We start from the raw sequence: 17140 nt of genomic DNA on the forward strand, positions 1-17140 counted from the left end.
AACATCCTTCATTTAAAATATATTGCTTATTATAACATAGTTGTTTTGAATAATTAAGATTTGTACAAATTAGGAATGGTTTTATCTAATACGGCGAAACGAATAAATATCCTATTTTCTATGATACGTTATAGGGGGGATTTTATTATGAATAAAAATAGAAAACACATAAATGTATTTGTGAGTCTTGTTTTAGTTGTTGTTGTTTCGTATCAGGGATTTAAGATGCATTACGCCGTATTGGTATTAAAGTCTGATACTGTTCCGTTTCAACGGACTACCCAGACAATCTATGTTGTACGTAAAAATACTGAGTTTGTACTCCCGGCACATAATTTGTATGAACCCGACCAAGAAGTCTTGTTTAAGGGATGGATTCTTGATTCTAAATCAAATCCACAAAATAAAATTATGGTTACAGATGATATAGCGGTATATGCCTCATGTAAGGTTGTGACCTCGGAAGTAATGGTTGAAAATGTTGAGATTCCGTTTAAAACGATGTATGTTGATCCAAAATCGTTTGATATGATCGATCCAGTACAAGGGGAAAATGGGGTTATGGAGGTTCGAACACGGGTTATTTATCATGATGATGAGATTTTCAAAACCGAAAAACCGATTAAATTTGTGAAAACAATGCCGATTGATGAAATTAAACATATTAATCTTGAGAATTCTCGACAAGAATAGGGGAATCATGTAAAATTTAGATATAGAATGGAGTTTTACATGTTTGAACGTTATTTAAGTCCTATCATAAACAATACTCAAGGGGTATCCATCAATTCAGGCATCATCGTTTATATTCTTATCGCGATGATTTTTTTAGTGAGATATCGCAAAACAACAATCAAAAACAAAATTTTAGGTCTTCTTTTTATTTTGTATCTTGGAAAAGTTATGGATCTTACATTATTTCCGCTTCCTTTAAATCAAAAAGAAGTACAGAATGCAGCCATTCATTTTTCTCTTGAAAATGCATCCATTGATTATTATAATTTGATTCCGTTTCGAAATGGATTCAGTCTCAAAAATCTCAAAGAGCCATTGCTAAATGTATTAATGATGGTTCCAATGGGCGTGTTTCTACCAATGTTTTTTAAACGTTTTCGTAAGGTAGAAAAGACGGTACTTGCAACCTTTATGATTTCGCTCCTGATTGAATGTGCTGAATTGTTATTGACGCTTTCTTTTGGTGTTATATTATGGCATTTTGATGTCACCGATTTAATTACAAATACATTTGGGGGATTCATGGGTTATTGTTTGTATTATCACGCAGTCCGTCATGTTCTGGTATATTTAGATCGGAAAGAAGATCATTGGTTGCAACGAAAAGGGTTTGGTGTCATGTCTGTTTTACTGCTGTTTATTTTTATGATGTCGAGCATTTATTTAGAGGTGTCTGCAAATGATTCAATCACGTATCGCTTAAACATGCGGAATATGATTTCAAATGGGAAATCGAATCGCAAGTATTACTCCTTTGATCCCCATTCGGTATCGATGGAAGGATCAATGAAATTGAAACGAGATGATTTTGAAGGGATTCATGATGATAATCCGACGATTGAGTTAAAACAAAAGGTATTGTTCCTTGATTATTCGTTTGGAAAATACGAGGTAGGTCGAATTCATTTAGATGCTCATCAAGAAGTAGGCGATGTGCGTTTATTTTCAATCCTTTGGGATTTAGAGCGTGGTGGTGATCACTTCTATTTCATAACTGAATCCAAGATTGCGACAGCACGCAAGGTTGGTGAAGCGAAGATTACAAATCCATAAAGAAGGAAACCCTTCTTTTTTTTTGCGTATTTGTACGAAAAAGTGGACAAAATAGACATATTCTGCGTATAAATCTACCAAATGTGCAAAACCTATGTGAAATTTTGTTGAAATGTGTTAAATTATACATGTTGTATTCGATAAAGAAAAAGATATAAACAAAAAAAACAATCTTTGATTTTAATAAGTATGGGTAATGCTTATCAAAGAAAAAGATAATCGTACGATTCTAAATGAATCCTCTATGATTCTTTTTGATGACAATGTGCAAGGGAGAACCATACCATGAATACTATACATATCAAAAAATCTGAATCCTGCTCGCTCGCAGGAATTGCTATGAATAATGGAATTGTTGTTGTTAGAAGAAATTTACCGTACCGGACATTTTTAAAACAAATTGACGGCAAGGAATTTGAGGCGAATAAAGCGTTTGAAGTGATCTATGTCGTAAAGGGCATGATTGGACTTCGCGTAAATGGTTCGTATTTAAATCTCAATGAAGGTGATGTTTATATTCTTGAACCGAATCGAGCTCATTGTTTTTATGCAAACAGTCGGGATAATTTACTTCTCGTAGCACAGATTGATTCATCGTTTGCAGAGGAACATTTTAACTTATCGCCAAAGGTAAGTATCGATAGTACACTTAAAGACCAGCGAAATAAAGTACGTCTTATTGAATCCATTCGTCATCTGTATGGCCAAAAAGATGCAGGTGAAGTAACATTTGAAGAAAGTTATCATGCTGTTAAAGAAGTTGTGGATTCTATAAAACTCTTTGTTATGAATCAAAAACGATCCATTATAAGTACTGATTCCATTGAATCCATCGTAATAGATATTACAGAAAAGTATGCAGATGCGAAAAATGAGAAAATAACGTTAGAGGGACTTGCGGACGAGTATAATGTGAGTGGCGCATATCTATCGAGAATGTTTAAAAAGATCACCGGCGTTAATGTAAGTGAATACTTTAGGGTGAATCGCATTAATTATGCTGTTGACTGTTTAATCAACACAGACTTAACAATGACAGAGATTTCAAATCATTGTGGCTTTTTAGATATTAAAGCATTAGGAAGAGATTTCCAAAAAGTTTTTGGTTTATCACCAACACAATTTAGAAAACAGTATACAACGGAACATATCGCATCCTTAGAATATCCTTATGCTGCAGATTCTAAAGTACGTTATTTCTTGGAAGTGGGTACAAAAGGCCCAAGTCAACTCGAAAATGAGCCTATTAAAGCACTTGAAGCTCGAATCAATCCAAACTTTATTAAAGGACACTTCCGGAATGCGTGGGGTGTTGTGGTTGATTTGGATTGTGTGGTCGATCGTGATTTCTTAAGTATTGCGGAATTACGGGAAACACTGGGGCAATTTAAATTTAAAACAGTTAAAATTAAACTTGCGTTTTTAGACGGTGTCTTTAAATTGCAAACAAAATCTGGTGCCTTGCGTGATTTCTCGTCATTTGAAATTTATAATATCTTCACAGTATTTTCTGAATTTGATATTATTCCAGTATTGAGACTTGATTTTGTAAGCTTTAATGCGTTATTACAAGAAGGTGCGAGTTTAAATGAAATCAATCATGCTGTAGTTGGGATGCAGAAAGCATTGGATGAGGCATCATTAATCATTAGTAATTCTAAACTTCGTGAGTGGGGTTATGAATTATACTTTCCAACCATTAACGATGCGGTCAGTGATCAATCAAGAAGACCAATGTTTAAAGAATGCATTCATTCTTTCGTAAAAGTCCTTCAAGAAAAGTTTGATCAGGAAAAAGTGCGTTGGGGCTTGTACCTTGGTTCTTTTGAAAACGATACACGAGATATTCATCAAGAGTATCTTGAGATGATTGCGGAAATGAATATCGAACCAGCATTCTATACATGTGACCTCAATTTCACAAACAATGATTTTGGAAGTGATCAATTACTACCGAAAATTCTTAATGATATTCGTGAGATTAATCATGCAATCCGTATTAGTTTACCTGCGGATCGCTTAGGAAGACATATTGTGGCAGCTTCATTCAACTATACGGTTGAAGATGATTATCGTTGGAATGATGCATTTGATAATCCATTCTATAATCTACTCTTTCTTCCAATTCTGCTTCAGCTAAGTTTAGGTGACTTCTACTTTTCATCTTGGAATATATTAGGTAAGTCGCAGCATCAACTGATGCCGATGTCTTATTCAAGTTTCTATAACTATCTTGGTGTTGAACGGATGCCATTTTATGTCCTTAAATTTCTTCAAGAATTGTTTAGTACTGTCGTTGATTATGGTGAGGGTTATATCGTGACCCGGAATCATCATGATTATGCAATTATTGTATATTCCAACTATTACGAATCGTATCGTCGTGTAGACTCTAAAGATCGTAACAGTGGTTCAGAGTATGAGCGTAAGGTTAATTTTAAAATTGAAAGCATTAGTGGCCGTTACAAAATGACGGAACGCTATTTAGATTATAAAAATGCATATTTCTGTCAGAACTGGATTGAAGATACCGGAATGTCAAATCTGACTCCAGAAGAGCGTGATTACATCCGCCAGCAATCAAATCCACGAATGAAGGTTAAATATTTGGAAATCGATGGTGAATTAGATTACGCATTCAATCAGAGTTTGTTGAATATTAGTCTCATTAAGTTAAATAAGATATAAAAAAGATACCAAATTACGGTATCTTTTTTATATCTATCACATCTAATACAATTAATTACAATTGGTATGACAAATAATGCGAAGTGCACAACAAGGATGGGTAAACGGTTAAAATTTTGTGAAATTCACGTCAAAATATTGGTAGATACAGAGGTCATATCATCATATACTATCTATGTCGGTGATGAGGAGATTCTATAGTGAATATTATTGTTTATATGGTTCTAACTGCTTTATTTTTTACACTAGGATACAACATTTCAAGATTTGTGAAAGATACTGTAGCTTGGAAACAAAAACGTAATAATAAGATCTATAAGGTCTTTCGTCCAGAAGATGCGCATGACGCATTGATGAATGGCATTTATGTCGGTGCAGCTACTTTAGTTGCATATACATCATTCGGATTGTTTGAAGCAACTGTTATTTCTGTAATTGCTTTCTTAGCGGTTTATGGTATTCGAATCGATCAACGCATTCGAATTATTCCAAATGAGATGGTCCTTTGTGTCCTTGTCATTGGTGTAATATATCAGTTTGTAACAAATGGATTTCATGGATTGTCAACTGGACTTATAGCAATGCTATTAACAGGTATACTGTTCTTTGCTACAGCCTTCTTGACAAAAGCATTCTCTGGAAGTCTCGGTGTGGGAGCAGGCGATATAAAGCTTGCAATTGCATTATCATTTATGTTGGGATTACCTAATATCTTAACATTTCTAATAGGTATCGTACTTTGCTTGTTAATTTACATTGTTATCGGTTTTTACACCAAAACGATGTACATCGGTAGTACATTCCCCATGTGTACACAATTAATGGGCGGTGCTTTATTCGCGCTGTATTACCCAGTCATCAGTATGTTGATTTGCAGTGTTCTGTTAGGATGTTAGGAGATAGTTATGATAACCGTAAATGAATTTATGGACGAGGAGTCTGGACAAGGCATGGTTGAATACGGACTCATTCTCGTATTGGTTTCAGTAGTTACAGTAGTGGTGCTCAAATCTATCGGGAGTGGTTATGTTAAAACAATGTTTGAAACAGTCGCTGATCTAGTCCCTAAAATTAATTAGGGAAGAAAAATGAGGAGAAAATTATGAAAAACTTTTTATTCAATGAAGAATCAGGACAAGGTATGGTTGAATACGGTCTTATCTTAGTTCTTGTTTCAGTAGTAGTTATCGTTGTTATGAAGACTTTAGGTACAAACCTAAAAGGAATCTTCGAAAACGTAGGTAAAGAATTACAAGCAGGTAAAGGCGCTTAGTCTTAACACGCATTTATAAATTGTTAAAGTATCGCGCAAGTGATACTTTAACTTTAAATATTTTATAATCTCTATCCGGCTTGGATAGTTCCGAGGGGATGATTTTTCATCCCCTTTATTTGTCGCTTTAAGGAGTGAATATGATAAAAAAACTTAAAGGTGAAAGTGGTCAAAGTGTTACGGAATTTGCTTTAATCCTTCCTATTCTTATAATTATGCTTGCTTTGATCATGGACGTTGGTAAAGCGGTGCATGCGAAGGTCAATTTACAATATCTAACCAGTGAAATTCAAAAGGTTGCGGTATTGTACGACGAAGGTGGTGCAACGGGTGGTGTAAAAGATCAATCCCGATTTAGCAGTAAAGAGAAGACGATTGAAACACTTATTAACAATAATGGTACACTTGACCCTAAACGCTTAAAATATGAAATTGACTTATCTGATATTGAACATCGTGATTTTACGCGAAAAATTTGGAGCGCAAATGATGGTGGGTTTATCGGACATAAAAATAGAACTGATATACGTTATGTAACCGTAACAACAACTTATGATGTTCCTTTCTCAATGTATATTACAAAACAAATAATGGGTGAGACACTTCGTCTAACAGAAACGTACAGTGGTTTAATGTACTTAGGAGGCGATGGTGATGCTAATGTCAAAGTTGGTCAATAAATCTAAAAAAGAAAAAGGTCAGGCAATGGTGGAATTTGCGATTGTGCTGCCACTTTTTCTATTGATAGTTTGCTTTTTAATTGATGTAAGCTGGGTGGTTTATAACAAAGTGCAGTTTGATTACTCACTGCGTAAGATGGCCATTCAATTGGATCTTGGTCCTCAACAAAAGCATGCCCTCCATACGAATCAAAGTTATATCGTAGATGGTGGTTGGGCCAATACTCATATTCGCGATATGTATGAAAAAAATGTCGAAGAAATGGGTGCACCGATTGATGTAAGTCGTGTAACGATTGAAAACAGTCGTATTGCGGTACTCGCTGGTAAACGCGAATTTAATTATGGTGTTCCAGATGGTACGGATAAAGATCGCGCAAACAGTAAATTTAAAACAACGACAATGGAAATAGCGTCGGATGTAAAATACAAAGTCTACCCAATTACTCCTTTCTCGAAGCCATTCCTCAAAGATGGTGTAGAGTTGAAAAATAATCTTTATAAAATTAGAAGAATTGAGTTAGTAGGGGGTAAGAATCAACAATGGTAAATTTTAAAAATGAAGAAGATGGAAATATTCTAATTATGTTTGCATTTATTCTAATGTTTCTATTGGGATTTGTTGCGCTATCAACGGATGTTGTTTTAGCAATGAATAAAAAAGATAAATTAACAGAAGTAGCCTATTTGGTTCGTGAAGCACGTCTTGATATCACAGAAGAAATGTTGCATTCACAACAAGGTCAACAGATTGCATTGGATAATGCACATGAGATCCTGAAACGAAATGGTATTGATCCCAGTCAATTCGAGTTGGTCTGGAATGAACAACGTGGTATGTCTCCAAATGGTAACTATATGATTAGTCTTACCGGGACTATTATTTTACGTGATGTTTATAAAACGACAACTTTGAAAGCACTTGGAATTGATGAGTTCCCAATTAAAGTTGAATTACCTGTATGGCAAAACTTTACAGATCAACAACCTATTTGGGATGGTCGTACTCCAACCATTAATGGTGTTTATTAATATTAAGAAAGAGGAATTACTTTGGATAAGAATAAATTAATTTCTGTAGTTGTAGCTGCAGGTGTATTTCTTTTAGCGTTAATGAACCCAATCCAAGGTTTAAAAAAGGAAATACCGAAGAAAGATTTAACGCAAGTTGTTGTAGCGCTTAAACCCCTTACAGCACAAACTCGAATTACTCAAGATATGATAGAAGTTAAGAGCGTTCATAAAGATGCTGCACCTGAAGGTGCTTTTGCGGATGCTGAGCGTGTTGTCGGTAAAGTTACAACTACAAAGATGTCCGTTGGCGATATGTTTACTGGAGAAAAGGTAGAGGTAGTGGGTCAAGGTTCAAGTGGTTTAAGTACAGTTCTTACGGACAATATGCGTGCTTATACTGTAAAACTTGAAGGACAATACGGAATGCAAGGGTTAATTCGTGTTGGAAATAAAATTGATATCATTACTGTTTTAGATAGTGATTTACCAGAAGATACACTTCAAAAATATGATTATTTGAAGAAGAACTATCCTCAATTGTATGCAGGATCTGTTGAAACTGCAGTTGATGGTAAAGAACGTATTCCAGTTCTTGGTTTGAAAGAAAAGAAAGCAGTGCTCCTTTTACAAAATAAAGAAGTTCTTGCAATCGATCAAGAAACCTTACCGGATGATAAAAAAGTAGCGGATAAGATGTATACAACGGTAACACTAGCTGTTTCTGCTGAAGATGCACTTAAATTAGCTGTTTCTGAATCAGTAGGTACTAACCGTGCAATCTTAAGAAGTCATGATCATGACAAGGTTGATAAAGTTCCTGGTGTTATCACAGGCGATTTATTGAAATAGAGAAGGAGAATTAGATGGAGTTAAAAGTTTTAGTATTTGCTGAAGATAGTGTCGCACAAAGACTCTTTCCGATGCTACAAGATGATGAAATCCGCATCGTTGGTAAATCAAACGATGAGAACAAAGTCTTAGATGATATCTCAAAAACAAAACCAGATATTGTTCTAATTTATTCTTCTCATGAAAGTATTTTGCAACGTGTATGTCAACAAATTTATTTATTACGTCCTAAATCTGTACCCGTAGTTTTAACACAAGAATACACAAGTGAAACGATGCAGAAGGTTATGCAAACAGGTGTTCATTATATTTTACCGATGCAAATTGATCGTTCTACTTTAGTACAGCAATTAAAAGGAATTCATAGTAATGAGTCATCACGACTTATTGCATTAGAAAACAGTTCAACAAACAACTGGAAATCAAAAGTTATTACAGTTTTTAGTTCAAAAGGTGGTGTTGGTCGTACAACAGTAGCAATGAACTTAGCTGTGAAACTTGCTCAAAAGAAATTAAAAGTTGCGATTTTAGACTTTGATCTTGAATTTGGAGAAGTTGCAACGGCAATGCGTATTGAAACGAAAGATACACTTGCTGAGTTATTACAAGAACAAGCAAGTCCAAACGTAGATACCATCCGAAAATATATGGCTGTTCACCCTTCTGGTGTAAACGTGCTTGCTGCACCTAACAGTCCTGAATTTGCGGATAACATTTCAGTTTCACAAGTTGAAAAAATTGTATCGTCACTTCGTTCCTATTACGATTACCTAATTATTGATACGAGCATGGGATTTAATAACATTAACTTGTCATGTTTTGATTTGTCATCAACAATTATTTATGTAACAGGAATGGATATTCCAACATTACGTAGAACCAAAAAAGGATTGTCGATTGTAACCTCATTAGCAGGTAATGAAAAAATTAAATTGGTAGTTGCGAAAGAAGAACCTGGACGTGTTAAGCCGAAAGATGTTTCACGTGTCTTGGAATTCCCGCTATGGCATACCATCCCTTATGATTTAAAATCATCGATTGATGCTCTAAATCAAGGGAAACCGATTGCAATTGATTCACCATTATCCGGTGTTGCGAAAGCATACCAAGTTATGGCGGATGAAATTGATCAATCCGATTCACCGGATGAACAAGAAGCGGGTCCTGCGGGACTTCTTGCTAAATTTTTACCAAAACCTAAAGAAAAACCTGCTAAAGCAAAAAAAGGTAAACGAAAAAAAGGTGGTAAATAATGAAGTTATCAGAACGCTTAGAACGTGCTAAAGCAACTGAAGGTGGCGGCTCGGGTGATGGACTAGCGTTTATGCCTGGTGTATTTGAAGTTGATGCCGAACCTCAAGTTGACCAATTTAAAGACTTAAAAGCAATTATTCACCGTGAAACGATTGATGCGTATAATACACGAATTCAAGACAATCACGGTGATAAAGAAGGAATTGATGTTCGTGAAATTATTACGGAATGCTTAACACAACGTGCAGAAGCAATGACGAAAGCAAAGCGCGAACAATTAATTCAAGAAATTTTTGACGATGTTACGGGACTTGGACCTTTAGAAGTTCTAATCCGTGATGAAGATATTTCTGAAATCATGGTTAACGGTCCGAATACGGTTTATATTGAACGTAAAGGTCGTCTTGAGTTATCCAACGTTTTCTTTAGAGATGATGCTCACGTAGCTCAAATTATTAATCGTATTGTTTCACCATTAGGTCGTCGATGTGATGAAGCAAACCCAATGGTTGATGCGCGTTTACCGGATGGTTCTCGTGTTAATGCCATTGTTCCGCCTGTAGCTTTAAGTGGGCCAACAATTACAATTCGTAAATTTAATTCAACACCACTGCAAATCAGTGACTTAATTGGATTTAATTCGATTTCATTTGGTATGGCTGCTTTTCTTGAAGCATGTGTTAAAGGACGCTGTAACGTTGTGGTTTCTGGAGGTACTGGTTCTGGGAAAACAACATTACTTAACGTTCTTTCAAGCTTTATTCCTGAAACAGAACGTATTGTAACCATTGAAGATGCGGCTGAAATTCAGTTAATGCAAAATCATGTTATTACACTTGAAGCACGTCCAGCTAACGTTGAAGGTAAGGGTGCTGTAACCATTCGAGATATGGTAAAGAACTCCCTCCGTATGCGTCCTGACCGTATTATTATTGGTGAGGTTCGTTCCGGTGAAGCGCTTGACATGTTACAAGCGATGAATACAGGTCACGATGGCTCTCTTGCTACAGGTCACGCGAATACACCGAGGGATATGGTTTCACGTCTTGAAACAATGGTTATGATGTCAGGAATGGATCTGCCTATTAAAGCGATCCGTGAACAAATTGCATCTGCGATCAACATCATTGTTCAACAAACCCGTCTTCGTGATGGTTCACGTAAAGTTGTTGCGATCACAGAGGTTACAGGTATGGAGGGTGAAATTGTTACACTCCAAGACATCTTCGTTTTCAAACAAGAAGGCTATGATGCTGCAGGTAAAGTTAAAGGTAAATTTATGGCAACGGGTATTCGTCCATACATCATTGATACATTAGAAGCGAATGGTATCCTTGTGAAAGATGAGTGGTTCCAAAAATAATGTGGATTATAATGGCAGCATGCCTTAGTTACATTACGCTTGTTGTCCTTCAATTTGTATTAAATTTGATTTATCATCGCTTCATAATGTTAAAAGACCGTTTGGACTTAATCGAAAAACAAAGTTTATACGGTTATTCAAAAAAATCAAAAAAAGATCAGAAAAAAGAAAAACAATCCATCAGTATTGAAGTTCCAGAAAAATTAAAAGAAAATCTCTTAATGGCTGGAATTAACTTACGACCGGATGAATTTCTGAAAATGTGGTTAGGACTTGCTGCGTTTGCAGTTGTAATTTGTGTTGCACTTGATAAAGGGATGATTGTTACATTATTCGCTTTCGCTGCAGCACTTATTGGTCCACCGATGTATATTAAAATTAAAAGAAAACAACGAATTGGTAAATTTAGTCAACAATTAGGTGATGCATTATTAATTCTTTCCAATAGTTTACGTGCTGGTTTTACCTTTGAACAAGCACTTGCAAGTATTGCGAAAGATTTACCGGATCCAATTGGTCCTGAGTTTCTTAAAGTGTGTCGTGAAGTTGAATTGGGAGAGAATATTGAAAAATCTCTGGCCGCTGTATCAACACGCATGGAATCCGAAGAAATGAAATTGATGAACACTGCTGTTAGTATTCAAAGACAAGTAGGGGGTAACCTTGCGGATGTCTTGGATAATATCGGTGAAGCGATTCGAGAACGGATTACAATTCAGAAAAATATTAAGGCTCTAACAGCACAAGGAGATGTTTCTGCGAAAGTAATTGCAGGATTGCCGGTTGTTGTTCTTGTCTTAATTTCGATGGTTAATAAAGAATATATGGAGCCAGTATTCACAACTCCATTCGGTTATGCATTGCTTGGTGTTAGTGCAACCCTTGAAATCATGGGTTATGCGATGATCAAGAAAATAACAAATATTGAGATGTAGGAGGAAATCATGATAAAAGCAATTACAGGAGCAATCTTTGCGTATGTCTTCGTAGATTTTGTAATGAGTGTCTTAACAGGAAAGTCACTTGTTATTAAAAAACGATTGGATGAAACAAAGAATTCGAGCTCACAAAAACATGGTTCTGATGACATTTTGGATAAAACGTTCCAAGAACGTTTCTTACAACCGATTGTTGATAAGTTGATTCATGCCGTATCAACAATGCTCCCGGTTAAAGCAGAATCTCAATTAAAACTTGCAGATCGTTTGCTTAAAGCGGGGATTACAACGAATCCTAAAGATTACCGTGCGATGAATGTTATTATTATTGTCGGTTTTGGATTAGTTGGACTTTATCTTGCTATTACATCCCATCAACGTGGGTTTTCTCGCATTATGTATATGATGATGGGGATGGCTGGTGGATACGTATATCGTCGTTATTCACTAGAGGGAAAGATAACAAAACGTAAAAAAGTTATCAAAGGACAATTACCTGAAGTAATGGATATTTTAAGTGTTTCTGTTGTTGCCGGTCTAAGTTTTGACCAAGCACTCGGACATGTTACAACCAAAGCAGAGGGACCGTTGATTGAAGAGTTTCGTATTTGTCAACGGGAGATCATGTTGGGTAAACCTCGTAAAGAGGCGTTAAACCGACTTTCTGAACGAACTGAAATTGAAGAGGTAAAATCTTTTACCAATGCTATTATTCAAGCAGATGAACTTGGGATTTCACTCCAAAATGTTTTAATGAGTCAATCTCAAATGATTCGTACTTCACACCGTCAAGATGTTGAAGAACGTGCTGCAAAAATTCCAGTTAAAATTCTGATTCCAATGGTACTCTTTATTTTCCCTGTTATCTTTATTATTCTGCTCGGACCAGCTGTGCCGACAATTATTGAAGCATTGGGAGGCCGATAATGATAAAAAACCTCGAAATCGCATCAAACTTTGGAACACGTTTCAAAGGGTTGATGTTGAGAAAAGAAATCAATGAAGACCAAGGAATGTTATTTCTTCATTGTGCACGTGTTCATACTTGTTTTATGAAGTTTGACATTTGTGTCATTTACTTAGACAAAGACTTTAATATTATTGACCATGAAGTAATAAAACCTTGGCGTCTCGGTAAAAAAGTAAAAGGTGCGCGTCATCTAGTTGAAGCGTCACCTCAAATCGTAACATCACTCAGTGATATTACATTTAATGAATTAATTATGAAGGAGGGATAAGATGAACGATTTTTTTGATATGAGTTTTGGTGATGATTCAAAATCAAACGACTTCGCCATGCCGACATTTGACGCATCAAATGACATCGACGATGAAGAAGATGATGATCTCGAAGAATCATCGAATAAATTCAAAAAGACACTTTTCGGAGGCTATACACGCGGTAGTGTTGAAGCATATGTAGAACAAATTGAACAAAATGTTTCACAGATGCAAGGAAACCTCGAATTTCAAATCAAAGAAATGTTGCTTGAAAAAGCTTCACTTTCTCAAGAAAATGCATTACTAAAGTCACAATTTACAGATGCAGAATCGAAAATGATTGAAATTGAAGAAGAGTACAAACGCATTAAAGGTTTAAATGAAGAATTAGCTGAAAATATTAAGAATCAAGAATTACAGTTTTCAACTGAGTTAAATCAATATAAGACCGTTAGTGGAGAATTACAAGAAGAATTAGATAAAATATCTTCTCACTATCAATCACTCCAGGAACAGTTAGAACGTGCTCATGGTGAAGTATCCGTTTTAACACAGCAAGTGAAAGAAAATGAAGAAGAAAATATTAAAGTTGAGCAATACCTTGATCAACTTGAATCAAGCCTACAAGAAAAGAATCGCGCACTCGAAGAAAGTGTACGCCTCTTAAAAGAAAAAGAAATTGAACTTGAAACAAGTAATGCGGAAGTTCACGAGTTACGCGAACAAATGCTTGTTATGGAAACTAAACTAGCAGAAAAAGATTCGGAAATCGCACGTACTATGAAAATTTTAGAAGAATATCAAGCTCAAGAAGAAAACTTTATGGCTTTAATTGATCAAAAAGAAGATATGATTATTGAACGCAATAATGCACTTCAAGAAGCAGCGCGCATGGTTGAATCATTAGAAAGCCAACGCGAAGCATTTGAATCACGTCTAATGGATCAACAAGGAACAATTGATGAACAACAAGAGTCAATTGAACATACACAGTATGTCCTTGATGAAAAAGAAGAAGAGATTAAAACACTTGAAGTCAAAATTCAACAACTTACTGAAGCTGTCGAAGCAATGAACAGTCAAGATGATTTAGCTGTTGAAACCTTAACAAATGAAGTAGAGTTTTTAACTAAAAAACTTGAACTCATGACATCTGAAAAAGATGAGACTGTAATGTTGTTGCAAGAAAAGATTCAAAATCTTACACAACAACTTGAACAAGTTCAATTACAACCAAATATTATGCAACGTGTAGAAGATATTCGTACGCAATATGATCAATTACTTCAAAAGAAGGATATTATCATAAACCGTTTGGAAGCAGAAGTTAACAGCGCTCCTTCTTTTACATTCGATCAAGAACGTGCACTTCTAAAACAAGAAATTGCGCAATTGCAAGAAGAACTTAAGCAAGAAATGATTGACAAATATCAGGTTCGTAAAGGATTGAACGATGAGGTGCGTCGTCTCAAAGAACGATTAGATACACAAACGTTTCAAGGGCAACCCAGACAAGACTTTGAACGCATTATCGATGAAAAAGACACCCAAATCAATCAACTCTTTCAGAAATTACAGAATATGCAAAAAGAAATGGAAGCATTAATGGGTCGCGTTAATTTTACAAACCCATCTCATGATGCACTTCAAGAACGTACTCGTATTCAACATATGAATATGCAAGAGCCTGTCCTTGAGCCGGTTGCAAATTTTGTACCAACACCGCAGGTTGTTGAACCTGTAGTAGCAGCTAAAAACGACTTTGAAGAAGAAATTGCGCGTATTTACAAGCAAATTGAAGCTCAAAGAGAAACATTAGATGCATTTATGGATCACTATAAATACAATTCATAATAAGAAAAAGGTATTCAAGTTGAATACCTTTTTTTGTTGTGTACTAGAGTTCAAATAATAATTGCGTATAAGTTGGGAAGGGATAATGTGATTTGGAAATTACGCGTTCCATTCGATCAACCAGTTCGCGAATTGTCTCAAATTCTGGTCGAATTTGATGATGCATTGCGAGTGATTTTTCTTCTAAATCAGTAATTTCGTGAACAAACAATAATTTCTGCTCAAGTGTCATGATTGCAGCGTCAAGTGCATCGAGATTTGACTCGAGGTTTGTGATTTGACGTAGCACATAACTGCTTTGACTGTTTGATTTCGATAAGTGATTAATAGAAGTTACAATTGCAGGCATAATATCTTGTTTCACCATTTTTAGTAAAGTATTGGCTTCAGTGTTGATGGTTTTTATAAATCGCGTTTGAACGATAATGGTACGGGCTTGTAATTCACGTTCACTCAGTACTTCAGTGTTTTTAAATAATTTAACTGTATTTGGATAAAGCATAGAAGGAATTGAATCAACATAGTGTTCAAGATTTGGTAAACCACGTCGTACCGCTTCATCTTTCCAGTTATCATGATAAGCATCACCATCAAAAATAATCCTGTGATGCGCTTTAATGATTCGCTGACAGTGTCCCAATGCTTGTTCGCGAATATCTTGTACATACTTGTATTGTTCCAAGTCATCCGCGATACGCTCAAGTGATTCTGCCATAATTGAACATAACACAGTATTTACAAATGCACTACAAATCGAAGAGCCTGGCATCCTGAATTCAAATTTATTTCCAGTAAATGCAAAAGGAGATGTGCGATTTCGATCTGAGTAATCTTTCGTCACAGCGCTCAGTGTGGTAAGTGGTGTAAAATACTGAACCTCTTTTTCAATATTAATTTCCTTTGAGGTCGCTAATTGCTTGAATATTTCTTCAAGAACAGATCCTACAAAGAGTGAAATAATAGCAGGGGGTGCTTCAGATGCTCCGAGTCGATGATCATTGCCAGCAGATGACCCTGCAAAACGCAATAATTCCGCATGCGAGTCAACCGCTTCTACGAGTGCGCACACAAAGACAAGGAAACGAATATTCTCGTGAGGACGTTCGCCCGGTTCGAAAAGGTTGTGGCCAGTATTTGTTACTAAGGACCAATTATTATGCTTACCGGATCCATTAATATTTTTAAAGGGTTTTTCATGAAGAAGTGCTGATAAATGATGTTTTTTTGCAACGCGCTGTAATGTTTCCATAACAATCATATTTTGATCAAGAGCAATATTTGCCTTATCGAAATGGGTAACGATTTCAAATTGTGCTGGAGCGACTTCATTATGTTCCACTTTACTGTAAACACCAAGTTTCCACAACTCATCATTAACATCCTCCATATAGTGCACAACATTTGAAGGAATATTACCGTAATAATGGCCCACTAAATCTTGACCCTTCGGTGCATTTTCGCCTAAAAGGGTACGTCCCGTAAAAACAAGATCTTCTCGTTGTTCGAAATGTTTAGAACTAACCAAGAAATACTCTTGCTCTAAACCAATCATAGCATCAACACTCGTAACACTTTTATCACCTAAAAGGTTTACGATACGAGTTGCCTGTTTACTTAAGGCTTCCATAGATTTTAAAAGTGGCGCCTTCTCATCCAAGGATTCACCGTGATATGAAATAAAAATTGAGGGAATAAATAAAACATGGCCCCGAATAAATGCGGGAGAGGTTACATCCCAATATGTATATCCACGTGCTTCGAAGGTTTGTCGTAAACCACCATTTGGAAATGAGGATCCATCTGTTTCTCCTTTAATTAATGTTTTGCCAGAGAATCGTGTGATTGGCTTACCATTTCGATCGGGCTCAATAAAAGCATCGTGTTTTTCCGCACTTGAGCCTGTCATCGGATGAAACCAATGAGAATAATGTGTAGCACCATGTTCTAAAGCCCACACTTTCATTGCATGTGCAATTGCTTCCGCATTTGCCATATCCATTTTCTCTTTATATTGGATTGCATTTAACCAACGTTCAAAAACGGGGCGAGGTAAATACTCACTCATCACATCCTTTGTGAAGAGCTTACTTCCAAAATCTTCGTACGGTTTCTTCATATAATTCTCCTTTTTCTTGTAAAATATAAAATAATTTGCAGTAAAAGTAAAGAATTTTTTGATTTTGATTTACTTTTTTCAAATATATTAGAAAAATAATGG

17 protein-coding genes are annotated in these 17140 nt (G+C 35.8%); 16 read left to right on the top strand and 1 reads right to left on the bottom strand.

The window, feature by feature from the left end; all coding sequences use genetic code 11:
• Positions 1-147: 147 nt before the first annotated feature.
• The 16 genes from NMG63_RS04435 (at position 148) to NMG63_RS04510 (ending at position 14922) form a co-directional block, all read left to right on the top strand.
• Complete coding sequence (locus NMG63_RS04435; RefSeq protein ID WP_254006462.1) at positions 148-693, top strand: hypothetical protein; 546 nt, start codon at positions 148-150, stop codon at positions 691-693.
• Between the two features lie 39 nt (positions 694-732).
• Complete coding sequence (locus tag NMG63_RS04440) at positions 733-1788, top strand: VanZ family protein (RefSeq protein ID WP_254006463.1); 1056 nt, start codon at positions 733-735, stop codon at positions 1786-1788.
• A 285-nt stretch (positions 1789-2073) separates the two neighbouring features.
• Positions 2074-4476, top strand: a complete 2403-nt coding sequence (locus NMG63_RS04445) for an AraC family transcriptional regulator (RefSeq protein ID WP_123171498.1) — start codon at positions 2074-2076, stop codon at positions 4474-4476.
• Between the two features lie 200 nt (positions 4477-4676).
• Positions 4677-5372: a prepilin peptidase gene (locus NMG63_RS04450; protein WP_254006464.1), complete on the top strand. Its 696-nt coding sequence runs from the start codon at positions 4677-4679 to the stop codon at positions 5370-5372.
• Positions 5373-5381: 9 nt separating this feature from the next.
• The gene (locus tag NMG63_RS04455; RefSeq protein WP_003773565.1) at positions 5382-5555 is read left to right on the top strand and encodes a Flp family type IVb pilin; all 174 of its coding nucleotides are present in this window, start codon (positions 5382-5384) and stop codon (positions 5553-5555) included.
• Positions 5556-5578: 23 nt separating this feature from the next.
• Positions 5579-5749, top strand: coding sequence for a Flp family type IVb pilin (locus NMG63_RS04460; RefSeq protein WP_003773567.1), 171 nt, complete (start codon positions 5579-5581; stop codon positions 5747-5749).
• 140 nt (positions 5750-5889) lie between these two features.
• Complete coding sequence (locus NMG63_RS04465) at positions 5890-6429, top strand: TadE/TadG family type IV pilus assembly protein (RefSeq protein WP_013852944.1); 540 nt, start codon at positions 5890-5892, stop codon at positions 6427-6429.
• Entirely contained in the window at positions 6404-6979 is a 576-nt protein-coding gene (locus NMG63_RS04470) for a TadE family protein (protein ID WP_013852945.1), read from the top strand. Before NMG63_RS04465 ends, NMG63_RS04470 begins: the two co-directional genes overlap by 26 nt.
• Complete coding sequence (locus NMG63_RS04475) at positions 6973-7461, top strand: TadE/TadG family type IV pilus assembly protein (protein WP_003773572.1); 489 nt, start codon at positions 6973-6975, stop codon at positions 7459-7461. The genes NMG63_RS04470 and NMG63_RS04475 overlap by 7 nt, the downstream gene beginning before the upstream one ends.
• A gap of 21 nt (positions 7462-7482) precedes the next feature.
• On the top strand, positions 7483-8292 hold the full coding sequence (gene cpaB, locus NMG63_RS04480) for a Flp pilus assembly protein CpaB (RefSeq protein ID WP_254006465.1): 810 nt from the start codon (positions 7483-7485) through the stop codon (positions 8290-8292).
• 14 nt (positions 8293-8306) lie between these two features.
• Positions 8307-9545, top strand: coding sequence for a CpaE/TadZ family protein (locus NMG63_RS04485; protein WP_003773577.1), 1239 nt, complete (start codon positions 8307-8309; stop codon positions 9543-9545).
• Positions 9545-10909, top strand: a complete 1365-nt coding sequence (locus tag NMG63_RS04490) for a TadA family conjugal transfer-associated ATPase (protein WP_013852948.1) — start codon at positions 9545-9547, stop codon at positions 10907-10909. The genes NMG63_RS04485 and NMG63_RS04490 overlap by 1 nt, the downstream gene beginning before the upstream one ends.
• 11 nt (positions 10910-10920) lie before the next feature.
• Positions 10921-11844 (top strand): type II secretion system F family protein, encoded by a 924-nt coding sequence (locus tag NMG63_RS04495; RefSeq protein ID WP_013852949.1) that lies wholly within the window; start codon positions 10921-10923, stop codon positions 11842-11844.
• A 9-nt stretch (positions 11845-11853) separates the two neighbouring features.
• Complete coding sequence (locus NMG63_RS04500) at positions 11854-12774, top strand: type II secretion system F family protein (RefSeq protein ID WP_254006466.1); 921 nt, start codon at positions 11854-11856, stop codon at positions 12772-12774.
• Complete coding sequence (locus tag NMG63_RS04505) at positions 12774-13085, top strand: DUF192 domain-containing protein (protein ID WP_254006467.1); 312 nt, start codon at positions 12774-12776, stop codon at positions 13083-13085. The genes NMG63_RS04500 and NMG63_RS04505 overlap by 1 nt, the downstream gene beginning before the upstream one ends.
• A 1-nt stretch (position 13086) precedes the next feature.
• Positions 13087-14922 (top strand): hypothetical protein, encoded by a 1836-nt coding sequence (locus NMG63_RS04510; RefSeq protein WP_254006468.1) that lies wholly within the window; start codon positions 13087-13089, stop codon positions 14920-14922.
• Positions 14923-14965: 43 nt separating this feature from the next.
• Here NMG63_RS04510 and NMG63_RS04515 read toward each other — a convergent pair whose 3' ends face one another.
• The gene (locus NMG63_RS04515) at positions 14966-17038 is read right to left on the bottom strand and encodes a glutamine synthetase III domain-containing protein (RefSeq protein ID WP_254006469.1); all 2073 of its coding nucleotides are present in this window, start codon (positions 17036-17038) and stop codon (positions 14966-14968) included.
• Between the last annotated feature and the right edge of the window lie 102 nt (positions 17039-17140).

This window comes from Erysipelothrix amsterdamensis, assembly GCF_940143175.1.
Taxonomy (GTDB): Bacteria; Bacillota_I; Bacilli_A; order Erysipelotrichales; family Erysipelotrichaceae; genus Erysipelothrix; species Erysipelothrix amsterdamensis.

Coding starts and splice junctions, on each gene's coding strand:
- NMG63_RS04435 (WP_254006462.1), top strand. CDS start 148: ATGAATAAAAATAGAAAACACATAAATGTATTTGTGAGTCTTGTTTTA.
- NMG63_RS04440 (WP_254006463.1), top strand. CDS start 733: ATGTTTGAACGTTATTTAAGTCCTATCATAAACAATACTCAAGGGGTA.
- NMG63_RS04445 (WP_123171498.1), top strand. CDS start 2,074: ATGAATACTATACATATCAAAAAATCTGAATCCTGCTCGCTCGCAGGA.
- NMG63_RS04455 (WP_003773565.1), top strand. CDS start 5,382: ATGATAACCGTAAATGAATTTATGGACGAGGAGTCTGGACAAGGCATG.
- NMG63_RS04460 (WP_003773567.1), top strand. CDS start 5,579: ATGAAAAACTTTTTATTCAATGAAGAATCAGGACAAGGTATGGTTGAA.
- NMG63_RS04465 (WP_013852944.1), top strand. CDS start 5,890: ATGATAAAAAAACTTAAAGGTGAAAGTGGTCAAAGTGTTACGGAATTT.
- NMG63_RS04470 (WP_013852945.1), top strand. CDS start 6,404: ATGCTAATGTCAAAGTTGGTCAATAAATCTAAAAAAGAAAAAGGTCAG.
- NMG63_RS04475 (WP_003773572.1), top strand. CDS start 6,973: ATGGTAAATTTTAAAAATGAAGAAGATGGAAATATTCTAATTATGTTT.
- NMG63_RS04485 (WP_003773577.1), top strand. CDS start 8,307: ATGGAGTTAAAAGTTTTAGTATTTGCTGAAGATAGTGTCGCACAAAGA.
- NMG63_RS04490 (WP_013852948.1), top strand. CDS start 9,545: ATGAAGTTATCAGAACGCTTAGAACGTGCTAAAGCAACTGAAGGTGGC.
- NMG63_RS04495 (WP_013852949.1), top strand. CDS start 10,921: ATGGCAGCATGCCTTAGTTACATTACGCTTGTTGTCCTTCAATTTGTA.
- NMG63_RS04500 (WP_254006466.1), top strand. CDS start 11,854: ATGATAAAAGCAATTACAGGAGCAATCTTTGCGTATGTCTTCGTAGAT.
- NMG63_RS04505 (WP_254006467.1), top strand. CDS start 12,774: ATGATAAAAAACCTCGAAATCGCATCAAACTTTGGAACACGTTTCAAA.
- NMG63_RS04510 (WP_254006468.1), top strand. CDS start 13,087: ATGAACGATTTTTTTGATATGAGTTTTGGTGATGATTCAAAATCAAAC.
- NMG63_RS04515 (WP_254006469.1), bottom strand. CDS start 17,038: ATGAAGAAACCGTACGAAGATTTTGGAAGTAAGCTCTTCACAAAGGAT.